Annotated in this window: 18 protein-coding genes and 1 pseudogene; 4 read left to right on the forward strand and 15 right to left on the reverse strand. The window is 42.7% G+C overall.

All coding sequences use genetic code 11. From position 1 onward, the window contains the following. Positions 1-9: 9 nt before the first annotated feature. From AC0L6H_RS06460 to AC0L6H_RS06495, 8 genes are all read right to left on the reverse strand, one after another. Positions 10-267 (reverse strand): hypothetical protein, encoded by a 258-nt coding sequence (locus tag AC0L6H_RS06460; RefSeq protein WP_473393276.1) that lies wholly within the window; start codon positions 265-267, stop codon positions 10-12. A gap of 32 nt (positions 268-299) precedes the next feature. Beyond that, a complete protein-coding gene (locus tag AC0L6H_RS06465; RefSeq protein ID WP_473393277.1) occupies positions 300-2,582 on the reverse strand; it encodes a xanthine dehydrogenase family protein molybdopterin-binding subunit in 2,283 nt (760 codons plus the stop codon). Beyond that, positions 2,579-3,088, reverse strand: a complete 510-nt coding sequence (locus AC0L6H_RS06470; protein ID WP_473393278.1) for a (2Fe-2S)-binding protein — start codon at positions 3,086-3,088, stop codon at positions 2,579-2,581. Before AC0L6H_RS06470 ends, AC0L6H_RS06465 begins: the two co-directional genes overlap by 4 nt. Before the next feature lie 23 nt (positions 3,089-3,111). Further along, complete coding sequence (locus AC0L6H_RS06475; RefSeq protein ID WP_473393279.1) at positions 3,112-3,780, reverse strand: nucleotidyltransferase family protein; 669 nt, start codon at positions 3,778-3,780, stop codon at positions 3,112-3,114. Between the two features lie 9 nt (positions 3,781-3,789). Then, positions 3,790-4,821, reverse strand: coding sequence for an XdhC family protein (locus AC0L6H_RS06480; protein WP_473393280.1), 1,032 nt, complete (start codon positions 4,819-4,821; stop codon positions 3,790-3,792). A 220-nt stretch (positions 4,822-5,041) separates the two neighbouring features. Beyond that, positions 5,042-5,269 carry a hypothetical protein gene (locus AC0L6H_RS06485; RefSeq protein ID WP_473393282.1) on the reverse strand — a complete coding sequence of 76 codons (228 nt, stop codon included), beginning with the start codon at positions 5,267-5,269 and terminating at the stop codon, positions 5,042-5,044. 3 nt (positions 5,270-5,272) lie between these two features. Continuing rightward, on the reverse strand, positions 5,273-6,274 hold the full coding sequence (locus AC0L6H_RS06490) for a YHYH protein (protein WP_473393283.1): 1,002 nt from the start codon (positions 6,272-6,274) through the stop codon (positions 5,273-5,275). Positions 6,275-6,411: 137 nt separating this feature from the next. Then, entirely contained in the window at positions 6,412-7,407 is a 996-nt protein-coding gene (locus AC0L6H_RS06495; protein WP_473393285.1) for a GGDEF domain-containing protein, read from the reverse strand. Between the two features lie 256 nt (positions 7,408-7,663). Between AC0L6H_RS06495 and AC0L6H_RS06500 the strand changes: the two genes are divergently transcribed. Continuing rightward, positions 7,664-7,876: a hypothetical protein gene (locus AC0L6H_RS06500; protein ID WP_473393286.1), complete on the forward strand. Its 213-nt coding sequence runs from the start codon at positions 7,664-7,666 to the stop codon at positions 7,874-7,876. Between the two features lie 151 nt (positions 7,877-8,027). Here the strand turns inward: AC0L6H_RS06500 and AC0L6H_RS06505 are convergent, their stop codons facing one another. After that, complete coding sequence (locus tag AC0L6H_RS06505; RefSeq protein WP_473393287.1) at positions 8,028-8,516, reverse strand: tetratricopeptide repeat protein; 489 nt, start codon at positions 8,514-8,516, stop codon at positions 8,028-8,030. Positions 8,517-8,691: 175 nt separating this feature from the next. Here AC0L6H_RS06505 and AC0L6H_RS06510 point away from each other — a divergent pair, with 175 nt between their 5' ends. Together AC0L6H_RS06510 and AC0L6H_RS06515 are read left to right on the forward strand one after the other, a co-directional pair. After that, positions 8,692-9,480, forward strand: coding sequence for a YiiX/YebB-like N1pC/P60 family cysteine hydrolase (locus AC0L6H_RS06510; protein WP_473393289.1), 789 nt, complete (start codon positions 8,692-8,694; stop codon positions 9,478-9,480). Between the two features lie 113 nt (positions 9,481-9,593). Next, on the forward strand, positions 9,594-10,148 hold the full coding sequence (locus AC0L6H_RS06515) for a YceB family lipoprotein (protein WP_473393290.1): 555 nt from the start codon (positions 9,594-9,596) through the stop codon (positions 10,146-10,148). Between the two features lie 40 nt (positions 10,149-10,188). Here AC0L6H_RS06515 and cynS read toward each other — a convergent pair. The 3 genes and pseudogenes from cynS to AC0L6H_RS06530 form a co-directional block, all read right to left on the reverse strand. Then, positions 10,189-10,639, reverse strand: a pseudogene (gene cynS / locus AC0L6H_RS06520) (cyanase). Positions 10,640-10,652: 13 nt separating this feature from the next. Beyond that, positions 10,653-12,389, reverse strand: a complete 1,737-nt coding sequence (locus tag AC0L6H_RS06525; protein WP_473393291.1) for a bifunctional protein-serine/threonine kinase/phosphatase — start codon at positions 12,387-12,389, stop codon at positions 10,653-10,655. A gap of 138 nt (positions 12,390-12,527) precedes the next feature. Continuing rightward, positions 12,528-13,376: a formate/nitrite transporter family protein gene (locus tag AC0L6H_RS06530; RefSeq protein WP_473393293.1), complete on the reverse strand. Its 849-nt coding sequence runs from the start codon at positions 13,374-13,376 to the stop codon at positions 12,528-12,530. 351 nt (positions 13,377-13,727) lie between these two features. Here AC0L6H_RS06530 and AC0L6H_RS06535 point away from each other — a divergent pair, with 351 nt between their 5' ends. After that, the gene (locus AC0L6H_RS06535; protein ID WP_473393294.1) at positions 13,728-14,390 is read left to right on the forward strand and encodes an SDR family oxidoreductase; all 663 of its coding nucleotides are present in this window, start codon (positions 13,728-13,730) and stop codon (positions 14,388-14,390) included. A 102-nt stretch (positions 14,391-14,492) separates the two neighbouring features. Here the strand turns inward: AC0L6H_RS06535 and AC0L6H_RS06540 are convergent, their stop codons facing one another. The 3 genes from AC0L6H_RS06540 to nagZ all read right to left on the reverse strand — a co-directional run bounded on the left by AC0L6H_RS06540 (position 14,493) and on the right by nagZ (position 17,021). After that, positions 14,493-14,864 (reverse strand): glutathione S-transferase N-terminal domain-containing protein, encoded by a 372-nt coding sequence (locus tag AC0L6H_RS06540; protein ID WP_473394477.1) that lies wholly within the window; start codon positions 14,862-14,864, stop codon positions 14,493-14,495. An 89-nt stretch (positions 14,865-14,953) separates the two neighbouring features. Continuing rightward, positions 14,954-15,868, reverse strand: coding sequence for an SDR family NAD(P)-dependent oxidoreductase (locus AC0L6H_RS06545; RefSeq protein ID WP_473393295.1), 915 nt, complete (start codon positions 15,866-15,868; stop codon positions 14,954-14,956). 136 nt (positions 15,869-16,004) lie between these two features. After that, positions 16,005-17,021: a beta-N-acetylhexosaminidase gene (gene nagZ, locus AC0L6H_RS06550; protein ID WP_473393297.1), complete on the reverse strand. Its 1,017-nt coding sequence runs from the start codon at positions 17,019-17,021 to the stop codon at positions 16,005-16,007. Between the last annotated feature and the right edge of the window lie 15 nt (positions 17,022-17,036).

Raw genomic sequence — 17,036 nt, forward strand, 5'->3', positions numbered from 1 at the left:
ATCCTTTATTTATGGGATGAAAGAGGAAGCATCAACAAGCAGATTCCCGCCTCCGAAAAATGTTGTTTGTTTAACATAAAATCCAAACAGATCCGTCATTCCCGCGGCGACGTAATGCTGTTCGGTTAACATCATATCCGTCATTCCCGCGGCGGCGGGAATCTCCTTGGAACACTGTAAAATCAAATAGTTAGAGGGTGTATTGGCAGATTCCCGCCGCCGCGGGAATGACGTTTTTGATAGTTTTTTAGCTTGACCGGATGGCATTTTGCCGCCGCGGGAATGACGCGGGGGCTTACTTATACTTTAAAATGTTTACTTACCGGTAAGTCTCGAATTCGTTTTCCTGAAGCATGAAATATAGCGTTCGTTAAACTTGGCGCTACCACAGGCGTGCCTGGCTCACCAACACCCCCTGGAACTGCGTCTGATTCTACGATATAAGATTTAATCATAGGGCTTTGTGACATACGCAGCACTTCATAATCATTGTAGTTGGATTGCTCAACCGCGCCATCTTGTAAACTAATTTCACCCAACATAGCCAATGACAGGCCAAATATCATCGACCCCTCTTGCTGTGAGCGAACACGATCAGGGTTTACAACGGTCCCCGCGTCGATGGTTGAATGCATTTCAAGCACTTTAACCTTACCTTCTGTGACGCGCACTTTTGTGGCTACTGCTACATAACTCACAAAGCTTCTATGTGCACTTATTCCCCAAGCTTCACCTTCTGCTGTAGGTTTATCGGCGCCTGACTTTGCAATGACGTCGTCTAAAACATGTTTTAGACGTTTAGTGTCAATGGGAAAGCGTTCAAGAGTTTGCCCATAATTACCGTACTTAAAGCCTTGTTCATTTGGGTCAACGAGTCTGTCTTCACCCAGCAATTGATGCCACATCTGTTGCGTAGGCATGTTGGCAGCTTGGGCTAATTCATCAACAAAGCTGCCTTGAGCGAAAGCATGCTGAATATTACTCACTGAGCGAAGCCAACCAATTCGAACATGAGCAGGGGCCTTGTGTGTTTCGCAAGATAGATTGGCTACCTTAAACGGCATGTCACCAAAGCCCAAGCTCAATTCACCGACCGACGGCTCATCGCTAACATTATTAAATGTCCAGCTGATACTGGGGAAAGCTGTGCGCTGAATCCAAGCAGTGACCGCTTGGTCTTCGTCTAAACCTGCTTCAAAATGCTGTGAACTAACGGCATGGTAATAACCGTTGCGGATGTCATCTTCTCGGCTCCATATGACTTTTACGGGTTTACCCGTATGTTTTGCAAGAAGCGCTGCTTCAACCGAAAAATCGGGTTTTGATTTTCTTCCAAACCCGCCACCGAGCAACGTAACGTTTACTTTGACACTTTCTTTATCTATGCCAAGTGCTGCGGCTACATTTTGTTGAGTACTTTGCGGCGTTTGTGTACAGGCCCATACTTCGCATAAGCCGTTTTTAAATACCGCCGTTGCCGCAGGTGGTTCCATAGGGGCATGCACTAAGTAAGGTATACTATAACTAGCAGAAACTTTGCGCTTTGCCTCTTTCATCACGGAGTAGGCGTCACCACCTTCACGAATAGTTTTACCTTTCGTGACTATTTTTTGCTTAAGCTTTGCTAAGTACTCGCTTGAGTTATGACTGCTGTGAGGGCTATCTCCCCACTTAATATTTAATGCTTTGCGACCTTGCAATGCGGCCCAAGTGTTACTCGCAATAACGGCAACTCCGTTTGATGGATGAAAAAGCACCGGCGCTCCTTGCTCGGGCATTTCAAATACATCTACAACGTCCTTGGCTTTTAAGGCCGCGGCTTTATCAAAAGACTCAACTTTTGAACCAACAACAGGCGCACGTTCAATACTGGCGTATAACATACCGTCTAGTTTGATATCTTGGCCAAAGGTGGTGTTACCGGTAACGATGTCATGCAAATCAACGATGGGCATTGATTTACCAATATAGCTAAAGTCTTTTTTAGATTTATAGCGAAGCGATTCAATGTCGGGTGTCTTAATCTTTGATGCGGGTTCAGCTAAAGACCCAAAGGATAGTTTTTCATTGTTACTTTTATTGATGACAAAACTGTCTTTTGCATAAACCTCGCTGACGGATATTCCCCATTTTTCTGCTGCCGCTTGTTCAAGCATGGTTCTAGCGGTCGCGCCCATTTCACGCATTTTGGCATAAAAATCTCTAATTGAACGGGAACCATCGGTGTTTTGACTACCATAATTTTCATCGGCTAAGCCTTGAACAACATGGACATCGTCCCATGCCGCGCAAAGTTCATCGGCAACAATCTGGGGGATCCCGGTTCGTATGCCTTGACCCATTTCGCTGCGGTGACAAACTATGTTGATGCGCCCGTTGCTTTCAATGGCGACAAATAAATTAAGGCTATTATTATGCGAATCATTGCCGTGAGCCCAGACCGGTGAGCGAAAAGGAAGGAGGGAGCCGATTATAAGACCAGCGGTGCTTATGCCGGTTAATTTTAGAAAGTCGCGGCGATCAAGCACTTTTGTTTCTATTGCCGTTTTTTTACTTGCGCCTTGCTCAAATTGTTCAATCATGCTTTTTCTCCCACATTTTTAGCCAAGCTAAAGTCAAGTGATGCGGTTTTCGTCGCGTTTTTTAAAGCAGCGTCTTTAATTGCGGCTTTAATGCGTGGATAGGTACCACATCGACAAATATTACCCTGCATAGCGCTGTCAATAGCGGCATCGTCGGGATTAGGATTGTTCGCAAGTAATGCAACGGCACTCATAATTTGACCCGATTGGCAGTAGCCACACTGGGGAACGTTGTGCTCTACCCACGCCTGCTGTATAGGATGGCTTGCATCACTTGGTAGGCCTTCAATGGTTGTGATTTGTTTTCCTGCAACGGTTGCCAGTGTCATAACACAAGAACGGATAGGGTTGCCATCCATGTGCACGGTGCAGGCACCACATTGAGCAATACCGCAGCCAAACTTTGTACCTGTCATATCAAGCATGTCGCGAAGTACCCATAGTAAAGGCATATTGGGATCAGCATCTACTTCGATGGCTTTGTCGTTAAGTGTAAAACTTATCATATTGTAACCCTTTGAATAATATTTCAATGGTGAGTGTCGCTGCTAGCGGCACGCTTAGTTGATGTATACAACTGCAAATCAGTTCTAGTATCGATATCTCTTGCACCCTCTGGTAAATCAAAGCTAACAATACTGTCCATATTGCTCCGAAGTATATCTCGGGCGCCTTTGTCGCTATTAAGTATAACTAGATCGCTAAAATACCTTCGCGGAAAAATCGCAGGTGCGCTTGGTTTTCCCTGATAAAAAGCGGCGACTATTTTGTCACGGTGCTTTTTAGATTCTTTAACCATAAGCTTACACTGCTCAGCTCGAATTTCCACTTGATCACCCAGTGCGATAAAAACATGGCTAATATCGCTCTCTACGCTTTTCACGCCAGCTGCGATTGATGCGCCCATGCCTTGTTGGTAGTTTTCTGCCATCAGGTAGTCGATATGCGTATTTTGCGTTCGCCTAGTCATTGAGTCTATATCACTCTGCGCCAAGGACTCTTTTATCAATGTCGCATTGGCACCTAAAACAACGCCAATGGCAGAAAAGCTAGCTTCAATCAGCATACTTAAGGTGTGCGCAAGCATTGGCTTTTCATCAATAAGCGCAAGTTGTTTTAGGCCGTTAAAGCGCTTGCTTTCGCCAGCGGCGAGTAGCAAAGCTTGTATTTTGTACGGCGAATTTTTATCGCTACGCATAAGCCCTCTTTATTCGAGAATGTTGCTAATTGATTTCGCATCACTACCTTCAATGAAGGCGTGTATTTCCGATAAAATAGAAAGCGCGATGGATTCTGGTAGCTCCCCACCTAATCTTAAGCCAATAGGGTTTGCTAGGGCTTTACGTAGACTCGGTGTTATCGTCTTTTGTAAACTAGTCGTTTCAGAAACGGCCAACCCCGCTTCTTGCAATACTCTTTCAGTGCGGTGCACCGGGCCTAACATACCAACATAGCGCGCCGAACTGTTTTGTGCCAATAACAATGCTTGTGCATCTAACTTGATACTGTGAGTCATGATCACTATGGCATCAACGTTTGCCAACCATGCGTGGTCGTTTGAATCGCCTAAGTCTTGCTTAATTATTTGCTTTGCGTTGCTAAATAGCGTTTTTCTTGCGTATCCAGCGCGCGGGTCGGCAATGCTTACCTGCCATCCCAAATTACTCGCTATTTCGAGCACGGGTACTGCATCAACCCCACCGCCAAAAATACCAAGGCGCAACGCAGGTTTGATAATGTGGGTAAATGTATTGTTTGCTTGTGCCTTTAAACCAATATCGACGGTTTCAAGGTCATTAATCTCACGCACCTGATTGGCAGGAAGACTTTCATGAAGCGTTTGGGTATAGGCACAGGCCTTGTGCTGATTGATTAATCGGCGTAGCTTGCTGAGTTGCAAATAGTCGTTTGATGTATTGATGGGCTGTAACAGTATGCGAACCATTCCTTGGCAACCAATACCTAGCTGCCAAGCAATATCTTCTTCGTCGCGCATATCATATTGAATTATACGATTGTTACTCGTGTCCCAGCATTGACGAGACTGGCGCATAATATCTGACTCTAAACATCCGCCACTTAACAAGCCATGATATTGGCCTAAATTATTAAGCAACATCATTGCGCCTGGCTTGCGATATGATGAGCCTTCAGTGGCGATAACCGTGGCTAAGACCCACTCTAGGTCATCGCGCTGCTGGTACCAAATATCTAGCAGTTGTTGGATATGGTTAGCCATTTTTAATACTTAGACACTATATTGACTAAACGGGAGTGCTTGAACACAGGCTTATCCTCGGCAAGAGTTATTCTGTTAACAACTATCACTTATTTCGTTGTGATTTTCGTTAGTGTACTACCGCGACGCAAAAGTTGCTTTAAGTTTATTTGGCCCAATAAAAAAGACGCATATCGCATCTTTATTTTGTAAGCATTGTTTATATCAACAATTGAATATCTTAGCGCTTCTCAATCGGCTGATTTCGAACGCAAATTAAGTCGTCTCCAACTGCTCTGCAAGTGCCTTTATAGAGCATGTTTTCTTGCAAGATATAGCTACAAGCATCGCTAAGGGCTTTGTTTTCACAAGCGTCCCAAGCCTTGCTTGTGTGATGCCCATCATGCGCGAATAAGGCACCGCTTGTTGCCACAAATAAACAAAAAGCCCAGATTGATTTATGTATCATATATTACTCCGCTAATTTTCCGCTATAACAACCAATAAACATATTTTCTGCAATGCTAGCCGCATGATAATGATAACCGCGTGTGTCATCGTCGTGTCCTCGGCAATCATCAAGATCGGTAGATTCATTGCCTTGCTGATCTAGCATGCCATATATCCCAAAACCATCTAGGGCGTATCCCATTTGGGCAGCATGGCCATCTTGCTCTGCAACAATTTCACTGCAACCAGCAGAGCCATGGTAGTGATATCCCGCTACTGGGTTAATGTGGCCTGCACAATCATCAAAAGCGGCTATTGTATATGCACCTAAAATGGCATCTACTGGTGCCGGTGGCGCAATGGCGACTCCATTTAAACTCAAACCAACATCATCACGGCCAATACTTGTTGGGCTGCTCGCTTTAACTGGTTGCACAGGGATTAAATAGGTAGCTTGTATACCGCCGCCAACATATTCAAGTGCACATTCAACGCAATGATTTTGTAGCGATGGGTCAACATTTGGTCTGGCTGCACCATCGCACTTTTCAAGTGTATCGGTGATGTTAACTAAGCCTGTTTGCGCATCAAACAGTTGCCAATTGCTGTCGTTATATAAGGTCGCTAAGTTTTGGATGAAGTCACCATCTATATCATAGACTTCCCCATTGCCGTCAAACCAAATACCCACTTCGTCTGCGCTTGCATAAATGTCTGTTGGACAAAATGAGCCTACTTCGTGAGTCGCTGGTGCACCGGCAATAGTGAACTGATAACACGTTGTTTGGGTGCCATCATTTAAAGTACAGGCTGTTGTAATGACGGTTTCTGTGAGTGCACCACTTGCGAAGGCAAAGGGGTCTACTTCAGGTTGCGTTGTTTCGCTTGGGGTGTCTATTTCAGTTGTATCGTCATCGAGGGTGTTTGAGTCACTTCCGGAACACGCACTCAAGCTAAACAATAGCGCAGCGATAATTGTGAAAAATTGTAGTTTCGAACGAGAAACAGTATTTATGTGTAACATATGGCATACCAATGATTTATTAATGTGCATCATTGTATGTTCTGAATGTGTAGTTACTGTGCAGAAACAGGGTAGATTTTGATAATTTTTAGGGATTTAGGAAGTTGACACCCAAATCCGCCTTGTTGCTCTTTAATTCAATACGCTATTTGATTCCTGCCATTGCGTTTTGCAACATACAGCTTTTCATCGGCATCTTTCATCCATTCTCTGCAGTCGCGATTCTTATGTACTTCAGAGATGCCAATACTAACGCTGAGTTGTTTTCCAATTGCTGAGGGTAAATTCCTTATGGCTAGCCTGATCTGTTCAGCCTCTCGTTGTCCTTCAACCAAACTAGTATCATGCATCAGAATAAGGAACTCTTCTCCTCCAATTCTAAATAACAAGTCTGTACTTTTGAGCTTAGCTGAAATTTCTGCGGTTAAATCCATTAAGACTTGATCGCCCACATCATGGCCAAAGTTGTCATTAATCGTTTTGAAATGATCGATATCTATTAAGCATATTGTTGATAAGACGTCTTTTTGTTTATAGTGCTCTATCGCTTCTTTCAAGCGTTTAGATAAGCTATTTCTATTGAGGACTCCTGTCAAAGCGTCAGTACTTACTTGTTTGTTCAAGACTGATTGGGCGATAGTGATTTCTTTTGATGAAATGAAGATAAATATACTTATACCTATCAATACCATGCAAAATCGTATCGCAATGACTTGCTCAAGACTTATCCAAGCGACAACAAGCACGACTGCCAGAAAGACTATATTTGCGTATTTTGCATAATGAAAAGGTAAAATATAATAAATACCAAATACACATAAATATGACCAGTACGATCCCACTACATTCAAAGATATCAAGGCCGTAATTGAGGCTAGCGCCAAGGCGGGCACAATGGCAAAGAGACTTAAATAAAGCGAATATTTTCCGCGATAGGTTATTATGGCGTTTGCTGCGAATAAAAGTGCAACGCAAAGGGCAGTGATGCCGCTGAACGGACGGTCTTGGAAAAAATTATTGATACCAAAAGGCAGCATGATTAAAACAGAAACCGCAGACACCCCAAAAGCCGACCTCGTTAGGAAGTCTGATTGGCTCAATGCCGAATTGCCGGCTTTTGAAAACGAAAACATAGGGCGTTGCTGTTCCTTTAGATGGATAGGGGCATCCAATAGGGGGACATTCAAATAACGAACTAGAGTTCTACTATAACGTCATCTTGTCCAATTACTTGAACATAAGGCAAGTTTCAATTGTTTGCAACTTATCGATGATAAGCGCCCTCTTATTTAACTATGCTTTAGCCCAGTATTTACGCTAGTCAAGTTGGCGTAATATAACTTCGCCGTTATATTCAATAACGGCGCTTTTAAAATTATGGAGTGAGATATGAAAAACAATGGATTAGCAAAACCTAAATTATTAAGCGATGAAGAGGCGGGTGGCGTAAGTGCTGGCCTTGCGGGTATGCAAAGTGATAATACTGACACAGACCTATGTAATGGTGGTGGCCTTTTGACAAGCCAATTTCCCTTAAATGGGCCGGGTTCTCGTACTATTACCCCGCCAAGCATTGAACTGTATGGCTTCATGCTAAGATAATAGCGAGGTATAACAAATTGGCAATGCAACAACAGTATATCAACCTAGCCTGTGTGCTAGGGCTGATTTACTTGCCAATTCCCTTAAGTAGAAACAAGAGTGCGTCCATAACGCGCTTGTTTGATGCCATGAAACGTCTCTAACAGGGGGCTTAAAGCCCTTCTGTTAGATTTTTTGCACACTGCATTACACGTCTGTTTGAGCCGGTAGAGGCTCTTTTCGAGCAAGTGATTTCTTGCGCTTGTGCGCCATAATTGTCAATATAACTTTTCACATGCGGGGCTAGCATGGCACGATGCTCTTTGCTAAATGCATTGTGAAGTTGATCTCGTGCATCACGCCACTTTTTCTCATTAGCTTCTGCTGCAACACTCAGCCATAAGTATGCTTGTGCGTAATCTTGTTCAACACCCAGTCCTTCTATATAGAGTGTTGCCAAATTGTACTGAGATATTTTATTGCCGAGCTCAGAGGATTTAAGAAGATGCTCGTAGGCTTGCTCATAATCTTTTACCTGCATTGCAGAATCACTGAATTTTGCATACTTATTGTATTGCTCTACCTCAAAACTGCTTGCTGCTTGAACTGTGATTGCGCTGGAAAGGATAATGCTAGCGACTGCGATAATAAATTTTCTCATGATAATGGTCCTTGCGTTTTAGTGAGGGTGTGATCATGACATAAGTAAATGTAATTTAGTGTGTAAGAGTGTAACAATATTTATATTTGTTACTATTTAGATTCATTTAAATGTTAAAATAATGTGGCGCATCTAGCGTTTGTTGCTTTACATCGAGGAAGATTCTAATAAAACTATGCCAACTCAATCACCAACACCGTCGTGGTTTTCTCGTTTAGGAAATGCAATAGGTGATAGCCTCGCAAACTTTTTAAACAAGCCTCATGAGAACTACAACACATTTAGTCTAATTACTGAAGCGCAGTTAAGAGCGACTTTAATACCTGGAGATTTGATTTTAGTCGAGGGCAACAGCCGAATAAGCTCGGTTATAAAATACCTGACTCAATCGACTTGGTCTCATGTTTGTATCTATATTGGCGAACATGAGGGCTTAGGCCCTATTCTTGAGGCCGATTTAGTAGACGGAGTGGTCACAGTTCCTTTAAATAAATACGATGGTTTTAATTTAAGAATTTGCCGCGCGCACAAACTAAGTGAACAAGATACTCAGGCTTTATTAACATTCTTAATCGACAAAATAGGTGTGCAATACGATACTAAAAATATATTTGATTTGATGCGTTATCTATTGCCCGCCCCACCTGTGCCCCAGCGCCTAAGGCGCAGGATGTTGACCTTTGGAAGTGGCGACCCTACCAAGGCAATCTGCTCAACTTTAGCCGCCCAAGCGTTCCAGTCGATTGCTTATCCCATATTGCCTATGTCGTCAGATAACAACGATGGCAGCACAACACAAACTAAGACTGGGTTAAGAAGCAATCAAATTGAGCTCATGTTACGCATGCATCATACCCACTTTACCCCTCGAGATTTTGATTTGTCGCCTTATTTTAATATTGTTAAACCGACTTTAAATCGCGGTTTCGATTATAAAAGCATCCAATGGGATGATGAAGAGTGAAAGGTTATTTATTCGCTAAACAGTGACATAAATAGACAAAATAAACATAAATATAGCGTAAACTACGCGCTTGCGTTATTTCACAATAAATTGATGAATCAAATAGGGTGCCCATGAGAGTATTGTTAGTAGTAGTTTTTTTAATGTTAACGGGCTGTAGTGCTACTCAAGGCCTGTCTGTACATACCTTTACCAATGCCAACGCTGAGGCGGTACTGAAACAAGAACTTCCCAAACTAAGCAAAGAATTACGATTAATGGGGTTGCCAGTAGAATTTGAAGTAAACGATCTTCGCGTTGATATAGGCCCAGACAATCGTGACGTGGTTGTTTTAGGATTTGACTCGACCGCAAAAATCAGCGCATTTTCTTTTTCATACCCGGTGGGCTTGAGTTTGCAAATAGAAGGTAGCCCTTATTATGACAGCAAGGAAAAAGCCGTTTTCTTGCGCGACGTGAACTTACTTGATTCCAGTATTGATGCCGGCGGTTTTCGAGGTAATCTTGGCGTATTGAACAACGAAGCCTTAGCCTTAATTAATGCGTTTTTACAAGATAACCCTGTTTACAAACTGGATATGAACAATCCAAAACTAGCGCTTTTAAGCAAGCTACCTTTAGATATGCAAATCACGCAGGGTGCTATTAAAATCGTACCAAGGCTATAAACTTAGCGGCCGTATCTTTACGCCAAGCATTAACGCGTTATCAAAAGGTTTTGTATGGTAAAAACTTACCTGATAAAACAACATTTACGCGGTCGCCATTGGGGTTTTCTTCGCGCTGAATATCCATTGAGAAATCAATTGCGCTCATAATGCCGTCACCAAATTCTTCATGAATGAGTTCTTTGATAGTGCTGCCGTATACATTTACCACTTCATACCAGCGATATATTAGCGGGTCGCTAGGTACGGCGGTTGGCAATGAGCCTTTGTAAGGCGGTATTTGAAGCCACGCAACTGCTTCATCAGGTAATTCAAAAAGCTCACCTACTGCGGTAGCTTGTGCTTTGTTTAGGGTCATTTGCCCTAAACAAGCGGCAGTTGTCCACTCTTTTGACAGTTGCAAGGTCTCGGCAACCTCACTCCATTTTATATTCTTTGGTCACTTTTTGTGACATGATTAATGCACTTACTTGTTCTCTGCTAGTGATCATGAGATTTCCTTTTTTAATGGGCTAGTTTTTCGATGTATATAAGTAAGCCAAGCACGGTAATGCCTAGCGTTAACGAAACAGTTTTCCAAAATAGAACGGGTTTGCGTTCGAGTAGCGGTGCTTTGTTTCGATTTACAAATTTTGGATTTGGGTTACGCAAATCAAAAACAAATTCAGATAATTCTTGATAGCGTTTATGTGCAAAGGGTTGCAGTGCTTTTTGCAAGGTAGCATCAATCCAAGCGGGGATTTCCCTGTCAACATCTAATACCGATTGATAAATCAAACGCCTTTGCGCTGAAACGCTGCGCGCTTTGGCAAGTTGAGTGCTATAAGGAAAACGACCACTTAGCATAAAGTAAGCAATAACCGCTAAGGAGTATTGGTCTGAACGCTCAGATACTGACTCCCCAATAAAATATTCCGGCGCCATAAACAATGCAGTGCCTTGCATCTCGTCTTCGTCTGCACTTGATTGCGCTTCAACTATGCCCGCAATTCGCACGCCGCCAAAATCGATAATTTTCGCGGTCCCGTTTTGGTCAATCATAATATTGTTAGGGCGCAGGTCTTGATGCAATATTTCTAAGCGATGCATGGCCTGAAGCCCTTTTGCAATTTGCTCGACAATATTGCGAACGGTTTCAATATCCGGTTTAGGATTGTCTATTAGCCACTGATTTAGGGGTGTACCTTCAACATATTCAAATACGCTATAAAGATATTGTCGTTCGCGTTTTTGATTAAACGCTTTGAGTATATGTGCGTTATTAATTCGCCTTGCGACCCATTCTTCAAGGGCAAAACGCTCTAAATAATTACTGTCTTGGCCTAATTCGACAGATGGGATTTTTAGTACTAGTTTGTCACCGCTTTGCTCGTCTTCTACTAAGTAAACATGGCTTCGGCTGCTAGCATGTAACTCTCGTATTACCCTAAATCCATCAAATGACTGTCTTGCTTGTAACAGTGGTGGTGGTGCTAGTTCGCCTATGTCAGCACTAAGCTCGTTGTTTTGGCTGCTAGGAAGTTGCTCGATGGCAACGATTTGTATACTCGCATTATCGTCACTGCCATTTTGTAAGGCTCTATTCACTATGGCTTTGGCGGCGCTTTCTAAATCGTGATGTCTATTGAGTATTTGTAAAAACACCTCGTTGTCGCAGTGCTCAAAAACACCGTCAGTGCAAAGCAGAAAATAGTCGCCCTCGCGCATGTCAGTGCTTTGATAATCAATTGTAATATGTTGTTTAAAACCAAGTGCTCGGCTTAAATAGCTTTGTTTGCTTGATGTCCAAGAACGATGGTCTTTAGTCAGTTGCTCCACTGCATTTTCGCGAATACGATAAATGCGGCTGTCACCAACGTGGAAGATATGCGCCAGCCCACCTTTGCATACAAGCGCGCTGAATGTGCAAACATAGCCTTTGTCATGATCAAAGCGATATTCACTTTTTTGAGTTTGTGCGCTCAGCCAGCCATTAATAGCTTCAATCACGCGAAGACCCGAGGTTTGCACAGACCATGTATCAGAGGTGCAATAGTAGTCTTGCAAAAAACTTTTAATCGCTGTTTCACTGGCGATTTGACTGACTTCGCTACTACTAATGCCATCGGCTAAGGCTATTGCGGCGCCTTTTAGATGCAATTGGGAACCCGTGGGGACAAGAGCACCATGGAAGTCTTGGTTAATCGCTTTTTGGCCTTTAGTGCTGCATTGACCAATGTTTAGCTTAAGTGGCGCATTCATATATCTTGTAAGCTCTTGTTAGTCGTCAACTTGTTACCACACTAGCCGTTTTAGCAGCATTGTAATGGTGAGAAAGACAACACGAGTACTCACTAACAGTACTCGTGTGCCTTAAAGTTCGATAAAGAGTACAATCTTTTATAAGGCCGCAATGGTATCTTTTTGGCTTTTTTGTGCTTGTACTTTTCTCTCTTTACTTGTTTTAACATGCGTATAGTAAAGAGGTAGGCCTACTAGCAACAAACCACCGGCTAAGTTACCCAATACGGTAGGAATTTCATTCCAAAGCAGATAATCACCAATAGTGAAATCACCGCCCATGATCATTGAGAAGGGGAATAAAAACATATTCACGATTGAATGCTCAAAAGCCATATAGAAAAACAGCATAATGGGCATCCACATGGCGGCCATTTTGCTGCCCGCAGAGGTAGAAATCATTGCGCCAACTACGCCCATCGACACCATCCAGTTACATAACATGCCACGGATAAAGATGGTAAACCAACCCAATATGCCTTGCTCTTTATAGCCTAATGTACGGGACTCTCCAATCGTACTCACCTTTTCAGCTACCGCACCGCCGTCAACTTGATAGCCGTAGGTTAGAATGAAAGAAGCAAAGAAGGCTACCGTAATTGCGCCAGCAAAGTTGCCACAAAAGACCAAGCCCCAATTGCGCATAAGTTCTTTCATAGTGCATCCGGGGCGTTTATCTAGTACGGCTAAGGGTACTAAAGTAAATACACCGGTTAGCAGGTCAAACTTCATCAAATAGAGCATGATGAAACCAACTGGGAATAATACTGCACCTAATAAAGGATTGCCGGTTTTAGAAATAATGGTAATGGCAAAAAACGCGGCTAACGCGAGAATTGCACCTGCCATAAATGCTCTAATAAAGGTGTCTTTGGTCGACATAAATATTTTCTGTTCGCCGGCATCGACCATTTTGGTAGCGAATTCTTTGGGTTCTAAGTAAGCCATAATGTTCCTATTTCATTCTTGGGAATATGTACTTTGCATTTTCCAAAAAAACGCTCACACCCCAACTGCATGTTCTACGCAGGTAGGTGTGAGCGCCAATGCTCTGTAATATTCAACTAGTTACGTGTTAGAGTTTGTATCTCAAATAGTTGATTCTTTATTTGTTCATGTGGATTTAGTGCCATCCACTTGTAATGTAGCAAATAACGAACCATAATTTTTTTTCATATATATTAGGCACTTAACTTTTCAGACACTTTGGAAATGGATATTTTGCCTAAGCATGGTGCGTGAGTCTGCACTATTACGGGTCAATTAAGTCATTTTTAATAAGCTAATAAAGGAGAAACAATGGCAACTGTAGTGATCACCGGTGCAAATAGAGGCATTGGATTAGAATTTGTAAGACAATATTTAGCAAAAGGCGACAAGGTATATGCTTTGTGCAGAAACAGTAGCGACGAGCTAAAGCAAACAGATGCGCAGATTATTGACGGGGTTGATGTTGCAAATCCTGATAGCCTTGAAAAATCATTGCAAGCCCTAGGCGATGTCGACATTGATATATTAGTCAACAATGCAGGTGTACTGGCTGATGAAAGCTTAGACGATTTTAATTTAAGTACCATAGAACAGCAATACAAGGTGAATGCAATTGGCCCGGTGCTAGTGACACAATTATTGCGTAAGCAATTAGTTTCTGGTGCGAAAGTAGCGTTGATCACTAGCCGTATGGGCTCAGTTACTGACAACACTTCAGGCGGTCGCTATGGTTATCGTATGTCTAAAGCGGCGCTTAACATCGCGGGGGTGTCTTTAGCCCACGATCTAAAACCGCAAAATGTAGCAGTGGCTTTATTACATCCGGGTTATGTACAAACTGAGATGGTTAATTATGGCGGCGATATTTCGGCATCTGACTCAGTGAATCGATTAATACAACGAATCGAGGAACTCAACATGCAGAACTCTGGTGGTTTTTGGCATTCTAATGGTGAAAGCTTGCCTTGGTAATATCGTTATGCCTTAGCCCATCGCATTTTTGCTAAGGCATAATGCTGTTCGCCTATGTGTTTACCACTCCATTCGTCTTCGCGAGCATGACGATTGGTTTCGTTAGCCAAAACGTTGTTCTAGATAGTCGATAATTGCGGTCGAGTCATATAGCCATTTGGTTTCGCCATTGTTTTCAATTTTCAAACACGGCGTTTGAATTTTCCCTCCTCCAGACAACAATTCCTCCCTGTAAGGAGAACCTTTTGATACGCTGCGCTTTTGCACAGGCAAGTTTAGCTTGTACATTTTGCGACGAGTCTTTATACAAAAAGGGCAGGCAAAAAATTGATAGAGGATTAATGATTCAAGCTCTGCCTCTACTTGCTGCTGTTTTGCTGGGATGCGCTTCATTTTTCTGCCTCGTGTAATCAAGTCAAAAAAGACAATAATAGCGCCCAAGAAGTTTCTTACTAAGTTGATTATTAAGCTCATCATAACTGCTATGTGGGTAAGTGAATTGAAAACTGCGCGTAGTGTACAGAAATCAGAATAAAAACGACATGCTCAAATGCAACTAGCTTTTACAAGTTTACCATTTCTTCATCCAACAAGTGTTTCAGTAACTCACTTTGTTGCGCGTCATCCATGGCTTTGTCAATCAAATCTGCTCGCCATGCGGTGGCTTGACGGTAATTTGGATGCGTAAAAATATATTGTTGCTTGGTCCCTAAGGCCTCGACTACTCGTTTAGCGAGCAACTCACTGGGAATGCCTGATTCAACCAGCGCTGCCGCTTGGTTATAACTCTTTTGGTGTCTTTCTTTTTCTTCGGCACCTAGCGCTTTTGAGGCTTCTTGTGAACTATACTTTTGCTGTTTATTACGCAGTGATTCGTGAATTCTCGTTTTAACAAAGGCAGGGCACAGCGCTGATACATGAATATTATAGGGCTTTAATTCAACAGCCCAGCTTTCTGTCATCGAGACAACGGCAGCTTTCGTGGCCGCATAGGCACTTGAAAAAGGCACGCCCATCATACCGGCCATAGAGGCGACGTTTATTATCCAACCGCCCTCACCATGCTTTTTGATTTGTGGTGTGCAAGCTTGAGTGCCATAAAGCACGCCCATTAAATTAACATCGACTACCCATTTCCAAGTATTGTGATCTGTCTGTTCAATTTTCCCTGGAATACCGCCCACGCCAGCGTTATTGACGACCATATGTAGCTTGCCAAATTTTTCTATTGTTTGGGCAACACACTCTTCCCACTGGCTGTATTCAGTAACATCTAACTTGCAAGCATGAACATTTATATTTTGCGAAGACAAAGCATCTTTGGCTGATAGCAAAGCTGCTTCATCAATATCAGCGATAACAATATTCATTCCCAATGTGCCAAATTCTTTTGCTAGTGCTAGACCAATACCGCCGGCTGCACCAGAGATAAGCGCGGTTTTGCCAAAGTATGGCGTATTTTCTTGAGATATTGACATAAAGACTCACTGCGGTGTACGAATTAGATTTACTTCAATATAAAGCGGGCGGGCTTGAGCTAACACTTTATTTAGTTAATTTCTTAATCTTAGTTTTATGAATAGTCTGTAATTCGAACGCGAGTTTGAATGGCGCTTAACCATAATTCTTCATAAGAGAGTCTAGTTCAGCCTTAAGCTCAGCACTATCTATGTCGGGTATGGGCTTAAAGGCAACTTTCTCGGCCGTGTTTGCCCTTATTAACGACTCTGCGCTGAGTTCTTGCGTTATGCCTAGTAATGACTGCATTTCATCAAAATCACCACTGCAATGCAAAGCGATGTCGCAGCCAGCAGCGATTGCTTGCCTAGCACGAGAGGCTACGCTACCCGACAATGCTTTCATATTTAAATCGTCAGTCATAATTAGGCCCTTAAAGCCAATAATATCGCGCATAATTTTATTTACTACCGTGGGGCTAATTGTTGCGGCTAGGTTGCGATCGATTTGATCAAATACGATATGAGCGCTCATTGCCATACACTCATCATTTAGGGCCTTAAAGGGAACGAAATCCCAATCATTTAACACACTTATTGAGGCGTTCACTTCAGGCAGTTCTAAATGGCTATCGCTCGTTGCACGACCATGTCCTGGCATATGTTTTATCACCGGGGCAACGCTAGCACGTTTCAAACCATTGGTAATTTGTCTTGCAAGCTCTATTACTTTTTGTGGTGAATCACCTAGTGCACGCTCAGCAATTATATTATTTGCATTGCTTTGAGGAATATCGAGCATCGGCGCACAATTTGCATTTATCCCGAGGACTTTTAGCTCTAAACCGGTCAGGGTAGCATTGAGTAAACAGGCGCGCTTTGCTGTTTCAATATTTTCTTCATACATATTGGAAAATACGGTAGGGCTTGGTGGTATTCGCCAATGTGAACTAGGTAGGCGAGATACACGCCCTCCTTCTTGGTCAATGAATACCATGAGGTCGTCACGTTGCATTTGTGCTTTACAGTCTTCGATTAGATTTTTTATTTGTGTAGGGTTGTCGATGTTTCGAGCAAATAAAATAATGCCCCATGGCTGTAATTCTTTAAAAAGGCTTCGTTCTTGTGCGCTTAATTGGGTTGAACTACATCCTACAATTACATTCGTTGCCACTGCCTATTCTCCTTA

This window comes from Glaciecola sp. G7-5 (assembly GCF_055808975.1).

Coding starts and splice junctions, on each gene's coding strand:
- AC0L6H_RS06530 (WP_473393293.1), bottom strand. CDS start 13,376: ATGGCTTACTTAGAACCCAAAGAATTCGCTACCAAAATGGTCGATGCC.
- AC0L6H_RS06465 (WP_473393277.1), bottom strand. CDS start 2,582: ATGATTGAACAATTTGAGCAAGGCGCAAGTAAAAAAACGGCAATAGAA.
- AC0L6H_RS06545 (WP_473393295.1), bottom strand. CDS start 15,868: ATGTCAATATCTCAAGAAAATACGCCATACTTTGGCAAAACCGCGCTT.
- AC0L6H_RS06500 (WP_473393286.1), top strand. CDS start 7,664: ATGAAAAACAATGGATTAGCAAAACCTAAATTATTAAGCGATGAAGAG.
- AC0L6H_RS06535 (WP_473393294.1), top strand. CDS start 13,728: ATGGCAACTGTAGTGATCACCGGTGCAAATAGAGGCATTGGATTAGAA.
- AC0L6H_RS06485 (WP_473393282.1), bottom strand. CDS start 5,269: ATGATACATAAATCAATCTGGGCTTTTTGTTTATTTGTGGCAACAAGC.
- AC0L6H_RS06510 (WP_473393289.1), top strand. CDS start 8,692: ATGCCAACTCAATCACCAACACCGTCGTGGTTTTCTCGTTTAGGAAAT.
- AC0L6H_RS06490 (WP_473393283.1), bottom strand. CDS start 6,274: ATGTTACACATAAATACTGTTTCTCGTTCGAAACTACAATTTTTCACA.
- AC0L6H_RS06515 (WP_473393290.1), top strand. CDS start 9,594: ATGAGAGTATTGTTAGTAGTAGTTTTTTTAATGTTAACGGGCTGTAGT.
- AC0L6H_RS06495 (WP_473393285.1), bottom strand. CDS start 7,407: ATGTTTTCGTTTTCAAAAGCCGGCAATTCGGCATTGAGCCAATCAGAC.
- AC0L6H_RS06475 (WP_473393279.1), bottom strand. CDS start 3,780: ATGCGTAGCGATAAAAATTCGCCGTACAAAATACAAGCTTTGCTACTC.
- AC0L6H_RS06460 (WP_473393276.1), bottom strand. CDS start 267: ATGCCATCCGGTCAAGCTAAAAAACTATCAAAAACGTCATTCCCGCGG.
- AC0L6H_RS06470 (WP_473393278.1), bottom strand. CDS start 3,088: ATGATAAGTTTTACACTTAACGACAAAGCCATCGAAGTAGATGCTGAT.
- AC0L6H_RS06525 (WP_473393291.1), bottom strand. CDS start 12,389: ATGAATGCGCCACTTAAGCTAAACATTGGTCAATGCAGCACTAAAGGC.
- AC0L6H_RS06540 (WP_473394477.1), bottom strand. CDS start 14,864: ATGAGCTTAATAATCAACTTAGTAAGAAACTTCTTGGGCGCTATTATT.
- AC0L6H_RS06505 (WP_473393287.1), bottom strand. CDS start 8,516: ATGAGAAAATTTATTATCGCAGTCGCTAGCATTATCCTTTCCAGCGCA.
- AC0L6H_RS06480 (WP_473393280.1), bottom strand. CDS start 4,821: ATGGCTAACCATATCCAACAACTGCTAGATATTTGGTACCAGCAGCGC.